A 1364-nucleotide genomic window follows, 5' to 3' on the forward strand; every position below is an offset into this window, starting at 1 on the left:
GCTCATGCCGAGCCTGTACGAGTCCTGGGGACGCGTGGCGGTGGAGGCGTTCGCCTCGGGCGCCGAGCTCGCGGGTGAGCAGGCCGATGGCCTCGGTGACGTAGGAGACGTCCTCGGGGGTGAGGTCGCGCAGTTGCGCGAGGTCCTCGCGGGTGCGGATCGGGCGCTCGACGACCGGGCCGACGCCGGGCTTGATGTCGAGGTCGATGCCGATGGCCTTGAGCGGGACGACGATGTCGCTGAAGTAGATCGCCGCGTCCACGCCGTGCCGGCGCACCGGCTGGAGGGTGATCTCGGTGACCAGTTCGGGCCGCATGCAGGACTCGAGCATCGGGATGCCCTCGCGCACCTTGCGGTACTCCGGCAGTGAGCGCCCGGCCTGCCGCATGAACCACACCGGCGTGTGCGGCACGGGCTCGCGCCGGCACGCCTTGAGGAAGGCGGATTCGTACGGGGCGGACGGCTGCTGGGCCCGAGGGGCGTCGTTGGCACTCACGGGGCCAAGTTTCGCACGCCGCCGGACGGCACTATTCAGCCCCTGGAGAGGCGCGGGGTGTCTAGCCCGACACCCGGGCCCGGGTCCCCGTAATCTTCCCGCATGGCTGCGGCTCAGGGACGACTGTCGGACGGCGCTGGCGGAATGGACGAAGCGAAGGACACCGAGAACGACCGGCGGGAGGCGGACTCCGCCCCGCCGGCCTTCCGGGCCGCTGTCGACGCGCTCAAGGCGGCGCGGCTGCGGCCCCAGATCGAGGTCGAGCCGACGCCCCCGCCGAGGCGGCTCGCTCCGCACAGCTATGCGCTGGAGGCCGCGGTCGTCGACGGGGACCAGGACCTGGCCGACGGCCGGCTGGTGCTGCTGCACGACCCGGCCGGGCACGACGCATGGCGGGGTACCTTCCGGCTGGTGACGCTGGTGCGCGCGGAGCTGGAGCCGGAGATGGCGGCGGACCCGCTGCTGCCGGAGGTGTGCTGGTCCTGGCTCACCGGCGCGCTCCAGACGCGCGGGCTGACATACGGAGAGCCGAGCGGCACCGTCACGCGCGCGAGTTCCCACTACTTCGGCGGGCTGTCCGCGCGCCCGGCCGCCTCGCAGATCGAGATCCGTGCGTCGTGGACACCGCCCGAGGGCCTGGGCGGAGCCCCGGACACGGCCGCGCATCTGGCGGCCTGGTGCGATCTGCTGGCCCAGATCGCGGGGCTGCCCCCGGCCGGCCCCGGGGACGCGTCCGTGGTGACACTCCCCCAGCGGCGAGGGCCGCAGTCCCGCTAGTGCCGCGACAGGCAACGTTCGCCCCGTCACGACGCCCGGCACGCTCCCCCACGCTCTCGACTCCGCTCGAGCAGGGGGCACCCCCACTCGC

General features: G+C 73.7%; 2 protein-coding genes. One reads left to right on the plus strand and one right to left on the minus strand.

The annotated features are described in order from the left end of the window. A partial coding sequence (locus tag ABZ281_RS49425) for a uroporphyrinogen decarboxylase family protein (RefSeq protein ID WP_356665397.1) occupies positions 1–496 on the minus strand: 496 nt, incomplete at its 3' end. A 102-nt stretch (positions 497–598) separates the two neighbouring features. On the opposite strand from ABZ281_RS49425, the gene ABZ281_RS49430 reads away from it, so the two are divergent. Continuing rightward, complete coding sequence (locus ABZ281_RS49430) at positions 599–1273, plus strand: DUF3000 domain-containing protein (protein ID WP_356665399.1); 675 nt, start codon at positions 599–601, stop codon at positions 1271–1273. The last annotated feature ends 91 nt before the right edge of the window (positions 1274–1364 follow it).

Source organism: Streptomyces sp. NPDC006265 (genome assembly GCF_040613555.1).
Lineage (GTDB): Bacteria > Actinomycetota > Actinomycetes > Streptomycetales > Streptomycetaceae > Streptomyces.

Bases quoted from the DNA above. Each gene is read 5' to 3' on its own strand.
- ABZ281_RS49430 (WP_356665399.1), top strand. From the start codon at position 599: ATGGCTGCGGCTCAGGGACGACTGTCGGACGGCGCTGGCGGAATGGAC.